Source organism: Halobacillus sp. K22 (assembly GCF_052246795.1).
Taxonomy (GTDB): domain Bacteria; phylum Bacillota; class Bacilli; order Bacillales; family Halobacillaceae; genus Halobacillus.
In genome coordinates, this window is sequence record NZ_JBQQCN010000021.1 from 69,649 (window position 1) to 76,012 (window position 6,364).

The following is a 6,364-nucleotide window of genomic DNA, read 5'->3' on the forward strand; positions in this document are numbered from 1 at the left end:
AAACAGAGTTATTGTAAGAGCCGTCGAAGGTTAATTAAAACACCTTTTACTGAAACTCACATAGAAAGATTATAACAGGGTACAATCCCCATTGCAAGATTAGATCCTGCATGGGGTAAGGTTAAAATATTTTACGATTACTAGGAACGTCTTCCCTGAGCAGATTTGCCCTGCATATCCTTGTTCATCATTTCAAAGAACTCTTCATTGTTTTTAGAATTCTTCAGTCGTTTCATAAATCTTTCTGAGAAATCAGGGGCATCCGACATCATTTTACGTATAGCCCATATTTTTTCTAAGTGATCTTTTTTAAGAAGCAGCTCTTCTTTACGGGTCCCTGAACGAAGTAGATCAATCGCTGGAAAGATACGGCGCTCAGCCAGGCTTCGATCCAGATGAAGCTCCATATTGCCTGTCCCTTTAAATTCCTCATAAATAACGTCATCCATACGAGATCCTGTATCTACTAATGCAGTTGCCAATATAGTCATGCTCCCGCCTTCTTCAATATTTCTGGCCGCACCAAAAAAGCGTTTCGGCCTGTGAAAGGCAGCAGGATCAATTCCTCCGGAGAGCGTTCGTCCACTCGGTGGAATGACTAAGTTGTATGCTCTGGCGAGCCTGGTAATACTATCCATCAAGATAATAACATCGCGCTTATGCTCTACTAAACGCATCGCGCGTTCTAAGACCAGCTCAGAAACTTTAATATGATTCTCCGGAACTTCATCAAATGTAGAGCTGACTACATCTACATCGGAATGAACGGAGCGCTCAATATCCGTAACCTCTTCCGGACGCTCATCGACAAGTAAAATAATGAGCTTTGCGTCAGGATGGTTAGTGGTTATGCTGTTAGCCATTTGCTTAAGCAGCATCGTCTTACCGGCTTTTGGAGGAGCTACAATGAGACCACGTTGCCCATACCCCACAGGGGAAATGACATCCATCATACGTGTAGACAATTTCTTAGACTCTGTTTCCAATTTCATATGACGATCCGGATACAGAGGGGTAAGCGCAGGAAAATGAACTCTCTCTTTTGCTGAATCAGGGTCTTCTCCATTGACTGCATCTACATGGAGCAACCCATAATAACGTTCGTTCTCTTTCGGCGGTCGTACTTTACCTGATACTTTATCTCCGTTCCTTAAATCAAACCTTCGAATTTGAGACGCGGAGATATAAATATCCTCAGCACTTGGAGAATAATTAATCGGGCGGAGAAAACCAAACCCTTCTGATGGAATGATCTCCAAGATCCCATCCATAAATAAAAAGCCATCTTTTTCGGCTTGTGCTTTCAAGATAGCAAAGATTAATTCTCTTTTTGTCAGTTTCGCATAATAGGAGACTTTGTACTGTCGTGCTTTCGCGTAAAGTCCCTTTAACGTCATCGTCTCTAAATTGGAGATGGTTAAATCTGCCACAAAATCACCACTTTTATTTTTATTCTAAACGAGTTTGAACAGGAATTTTTCCAATGTAAGCTTGTTGTGTGGAATGAAATTTTACTTCTCTATTGAATGTTGGAATGAAAGTAAAAGGAGAAGTTAAGTGAAGTTAAATTCAGAAGCTTACGGAGGGATAAACAGTCCATTCTCTTCTATCTCTATCGAACAACCTATATTGTACTCTTGTCTTCCTGAGGATTCAATCGTAAAGTTTGGGTACATGCTTAGAAGATGTGCGGAAGCTTTCGTAGAATTAGAGGAAGCCGGAGCCCCGGCTTCCAGGTTTTCAATGCTCGGCAGCGTTGAGGCTCATTGAAACTGAAGTTTATAATCAACTATTTCAATTAGCGTTCCTCTCCTTAACCAACTCTTATGACATCAACATCAATGTTCAACATCGCCTTTGTTTTATAACCAGGTTCACTTTCTTGTTCAGGCTGTGATCACGTCGCTAAAAAGGACAGTGCCCGACGTAACTCGCATAACAACCGTTTGAGTCATAGGTTTCTGCTCTTAAACTGCACGCCCTTTTGACAGCTCTTCATCGTTTACTCCTGTTGCGGCAAAAGCAGCACCATCTCCAACACAGAAGTCTTCCATAGGCAGAACTACGTTAAATCTTCAACGCCTATGCTTTTAACATCTCTCAAGTTCATCATCGTTAGATGGTTTTAACTTCCCTTTAATCTTTCCACCTAAACATTTTAACGCAACAGCAGCAAGCCCCCCTTCCGGTACCCCCTCCTGAACCAAAGAGAATATCGACTTCAGTATGGTCGAAAGCTGTATTAATTTCCGCGGCGAGGTCAGCATTAGGGAGCAATTTGATCCCTGCTCCAGATTGGTATGGTATCAAAATCGGATTCTTCTTTTCTAGGAATTCTGAAATTGTTCAATTTCTTTCTCTGACATTTCCTCGTACCAGACGTTAGCACCAAGTTCAATCAACTTATTTGTAATGTTTTCATAGCCTCGCTCGATATGATCGACGCCGGTAATCTCTGTGATTCCTTCTGCCATCAGCCCTGCAATCACAAGAGCAGCACCGGCACGAAGATCTGATGCCTTTACCTTTGCTCCTTGTAATTTGGAAGGTCCAGCCACAATGGCTGATCCGCCTTCGACTTTTATAGCAGCATTCATACGCCTTAGTTCATCCACGTGTTTAAAACGAGCCTGATATATGGTATCTGTTACAATTCCTGTCCCTTCTGCTTTCGTAAGCAGAGAGGTAAGCGGCTGCTGTAAATCCGTGGGAAATCCTGGGTAAACAAGCGTTTTAATATCCACACTTCGCAGATGCTTTCCAGGACGCACATATAGTTGTTCATCATTTTCTTCAATCGTTACGCCCATTTCACGCAGCTTAGCAAGCAAGGATTCAAGGTGCTGAGGAATAACGTTATCAATGATCATTTCCTCTCCTTGAGCTGCAGCCATAATCGTATAAGTTCCTGCTTCAATGCGATCGGGAATAATGGTATGAAGGCATCCCTTTAACTCTTGCACTCCTTCAATACGAATAACATCCGTTCCCGCTCCTTTAATTTTAGCCCCCATACTTGTAAGTAGTGTAGCCACATCAATAATTTCAGGCTCTTTGGCCGCATTTTCGATTATAGTTTTTCCTTTGGCTCTCACAGCTGCCAGCATAATATTAATGGTAGCACCTACACTTACAACATCCAGGTATATTCGTGCACCTCTTAATTCTTCGGCACGAAGGTAAATCGCCCCTTGTTCATTTGTCACTTCGGCGCCTAATGCCTCAAATCCTTTTATGTGCTGGTCAATCGGTCTTGGTCCTAAATGACATCCTCCCGGCAGTCCAATAACCGCCTTATTAAACCGCCCAAGCATCGCTCCCATAAAGTAATAAGAGGCCCTCAGCCTTTTAACCTTTCCATTTGGCAGCGGCATGGAAACCATCTGGGAAGGATCGATGTGGATGGTTCGTCCATCTTTTTTCACCTTCCCTCCGATTTCTTCTAAAAGATCGGACAAAATCCCAACATCTGAAATATCAGGGAGTCCTTCAATTGTGACTGAAGAATCAGCTAAAATAGCTGCCGGAAGTAAAGCAACGGCACTGTTTTTCGCTCCACTTACGCGGACTTGTCCACGTAAACGTGATCCGCCTTCTACTAATAATTTATGCATGAGATACTCCTCGCTTTAAAGGTAAAAGTTGATGATCTTATTATGTGCAATTTTTACCATTTAACACGTTATTTTTGATTGTTCCAGTCATTAAGAAACTTTTCAATCCCCTGGTCTGTGAGTGGGTGCTGAACAATCTGCTCGAAAATTTTGTAAGGAACGGTCGCAATATGAGCTCCGTGGATAGCGGCTTCTGTTACGTGTATTGGGTGACGAACCGAAGCTGCAATGATCTCTGTCTCAATCGCATGACGATCGAATATTTCGGAGATTTGCGCGATCAGCTCCATCCCGTTTTGACCAATATCATCCAATCGTCCTAGGAACGGAGAAACGTAAGAAGCTCCTGCACGAGCAGCCATCAAAGCTTGATTTGCGGAAAAAATAAGAGTTACGTTTGTTTGGATTTTTAACTCACTTAAGATTTTGACCGCCTTCAAACCCTCAAGCGTCATAGGAACTTTTACCGTAATGTTAGGTGCAATGGCCGCTAGTTCCTTTCCTTCTTCAACCATGGACTCAGCATCTTCTGAAACCACTTCCGCACTAACAGAACCGTCTATTTCTCCAGTAATTTCCTCCAGTCGTTCGTGAAAGGAAACTCCTTCTTTTGCTACAAGACTTGGATTTGTTGTTACTCCAGATAATATACCGAGTGATTTAGCCTCACGAATATGGTCAATGTTCGCTGTATCAATAAAAAATTTCATTACAAACTCCTCCTGCTTTCTTAACATTTTAGTTTAATGAAAATTGTCGAATGATTGCGTTTTCATACATGTGGAAAAGGAAACCGCTACGATGTAACGGCTTCCTGTGCTAGTATAATTATGCTTTTTGGGAAGAACCAAACGCACGCATTTTCCCGATTACTGTTTCCTTAATCGCATCACGTCCAGGTCCAAGATATTTACGAGGATCATACTGCTCTGGCTGTTCAGCTAATATTTGGCGTACAGCTTTTCCTTGAGCCATTTGGCTTTCAGTATTTACGTTGATTTTTGCTGTTCCAAACGAAATCGCTTTTTTCACGTCGGCTGTTGGAATTCCAGTACCACCGTGAAGCACAAGCGGCTTGTCTACAAGTCCCATGATTTCTTCCATGCGGTCAAAACCTAGGTTTGGTTCACCTTTATAAGGACCGTGTACAGAACCAAGAGCAGGAGCAAACACATCAACATTTGTTTCGTCTACTAGTTTCTTACACTCAGACGGAATCGCGTAAGCTGCTTCTGCATCATTTACGATAATGTCATCTTCTTGTCCGCCTACGCGGCCAAGCTCTGCTTCAACAGAAACGCCATGAATGTGTGCTAATTCCACTACTTTTTTAGTTAGTGCTATGTTTTCTTCTAGCGGATCATGGGAAGCATCAATCATAACAGATGTAAATCCTGCGTGAATCGCTTCGGCACATTTTTCAAAGCTTGAACCATGATCAAGGTGAATCGCTACCGGTACAGTTGTACCATAAGATTTCATAAGAGCTTTAACCATGTCAACCACGACGTTAAAGCCACCCATATATCGACCAGCGCCCTCAGAAACCCCAAGGATAACTGGAGATTGCTCTTCTTCAGCAGCCTGCAGGATTGCTTGAGCATATTCAAGATTGTTAAGGTTGAACTGTCCTACTCCGTAGCGTTCTTCCTTTGCTTTTTCTAGCATTTCTTTCATTGATACCAGTGGCATGAAAGATCCTCCTTTTGTAAATACGATCTATACTCTACACGTATATTTCCATAAGAAATCATAACATGTAAGTTTACTCACAGTAATAGAATACCAATACCCTATCCCAGGTGCAACACTCTAAAACCGTTATAACGCTTACATTTAAAAAATATAAGATTAGCTACTATGTGTTAAGGTTCCCGCAACCATTTCTTTCAATTTATGGATATCAAAAGGCTTTAAGATAATATCCTGTACAAAAGGATATTCCGAAACTTTTTCAATGGATTCTCTAGACTGGCCTGTAATTATAAGGACCGGTGCGCTAAACCCGATTTCATCCAAATGATGCAGCACTTCACTTCCATTCATAATAGGCAGATTGTAATCCATTACCACAAGGTCTATGCTATGTTGTTCGACTAGATCACAAGCTTGTTTTCCTGTTTTAGCACTTACTGTTTCATACCCTTCGCTCTTTAAGATCTCTTCAAGTAACAGCCTAATACCGGCCTGGTCATCTACGATTAGTATCTTGTTCGACATGGTTTATCCCTGCCTTTCGAATATTAGTAAATAGACACCTTTTCTCCTAGTCCACTTCTTTCTCTCTGCATATTTAGTTCGATGATTGCGAGCTACATTCCTGCGCACACACGTTCGAGCCCTAAATTTCTCTGGTTTAGCAATGAAAAAAAGTCGATTTTTGTAAGTTATACGATTTAATACAAAGGCAGTACATGTCTCAATTTGTTTATTTTTATAAAAATCCTATAATGCATGGTAGTTCATTTTCCAAATAAGGCTTATTGAACTAAAGGGCCGTATAGTTGAAGACTCGATTTCGAGGTATTCCAGGTCCGTTGCTAATAAAGAGAGCGGATGGCTACGGGAACAACTCGCTTTCCTGCGGGGGAACTGGCAAGCCTCCTCAGTCGTTACCACTCCTTGTGGGGTCTCGCCTAGCTCCTTCTCCCGGTCGAGTAAGCGGGAGCCTTTCATATAGAAGGGCTCCTCACTCCTCACAGAACCGTGCGAGCGGTACTACCGCACACGGCTCTTCCCATCACCATTCA

General features: G+C 42.2%; 6 protein-coding genes and 1 pseudogene. 1 reads left to right on the plus strand and 6 read right to left on the minus strand.

Features of this window, described 5'->3' with window-relative positions; all coding sequences use genetic code 11:
* Positions 1–140 precede the first annotated feature (140 nt).
* Positions 141–1,430, minus strand: coding sequence for a transcription termination factor Rho (gene rho / locus ACTWPM_RS14930; RefSeq protein ID WP_443133824.1), 1,290 nt, complete (start codon positions 1,428–1,430; stop codon positions 141–143).
* Between the two features lie 127 nt (positions 1,431–1,557).
* Between rho and ACTWPM_RS14935 the strand changes: the two genes are divergently transcribed.
* Entirely contained in the window at positions 1,558–1,770 is a 213-nt protein-coding gene (locus ACTWPM_RS14935; protein ID WP_443133825.1) for a hypothetical protein, read from the plus strand.
* Between the two features lie 75 nt (positions 1,771–1,845).
* Here the strand turns inward: ACTWPM_RS14935 and ACTWPM_RS14940 are convergent.
* From ACTWPM_RS14940 to ACTWPM_RS14960, 5 genes and pseudogenes are all read right to left on the minus strand, one after another.
* Positions 1,846–2,298: pseudogene (locus ACTWPM_RS14940) on the minus strand (fructose-bisphosphatase class II); the annotation flags it as partial.
* A gap of 29 nt (positions 2,299–2,327) precedes the next feature.
* Positions 2,328–3,614 carry a UDP-N-acetylglucosamine 1-carboxyvinyltransferase gene (locus ACTWPM_RS14945; protein ID WP_443133826.1) on the minus strand — a complete coding sequence of 429 codons (1,287 nt, stop codon included), beginning with the start codon at positions 3,612–3,614 and terminating at the stop codon, positions 2,328–2,330.
* A gap of 68 nt (positions 3,615–3,682) precedes the next feature.
* The gene (fsa, locus tag ACTWPM_RS14950) at positions 3,683–4,324 is read right to left on the minus strand and encodes a fructose-6-phosphate aldolase (RefSeq protein WP_443133827.1); all 642 of its coding nucleotides are present in this window, start codon (positions 4,322–4,324) and stop codon (positions 3,683–3,685) included.
* Positions 4,325–4,442: 118 nt separating this feature from the next.
* On the minus strand, positions 4,443–5,306 hold the full coding sequence (gene fba / locus ACTWPM_RS14955) for a class II fructose-1,6-bisphosphate aldolase (RefSeq protein WP_443133828.1): 864 nt from the start codon (positions 5,304–5,306) through the stop codon (positions 4,443–4,445).
* A 159-nt stretch (positions 5,307–5,465) separates the two neighbouring features.
* Complete coding sequence (locus tag ACTWPM_RS14960; protein WP_443133829.1) at positions 5,466–5,834, minus strand: response regulator; 369 nt, start codon at positions 5,832–5,834, stop codon at positions 5,466–5,468.
* Between the last annotated feature and the right edge of the window lie 530 nt (positions 5,835–6,364).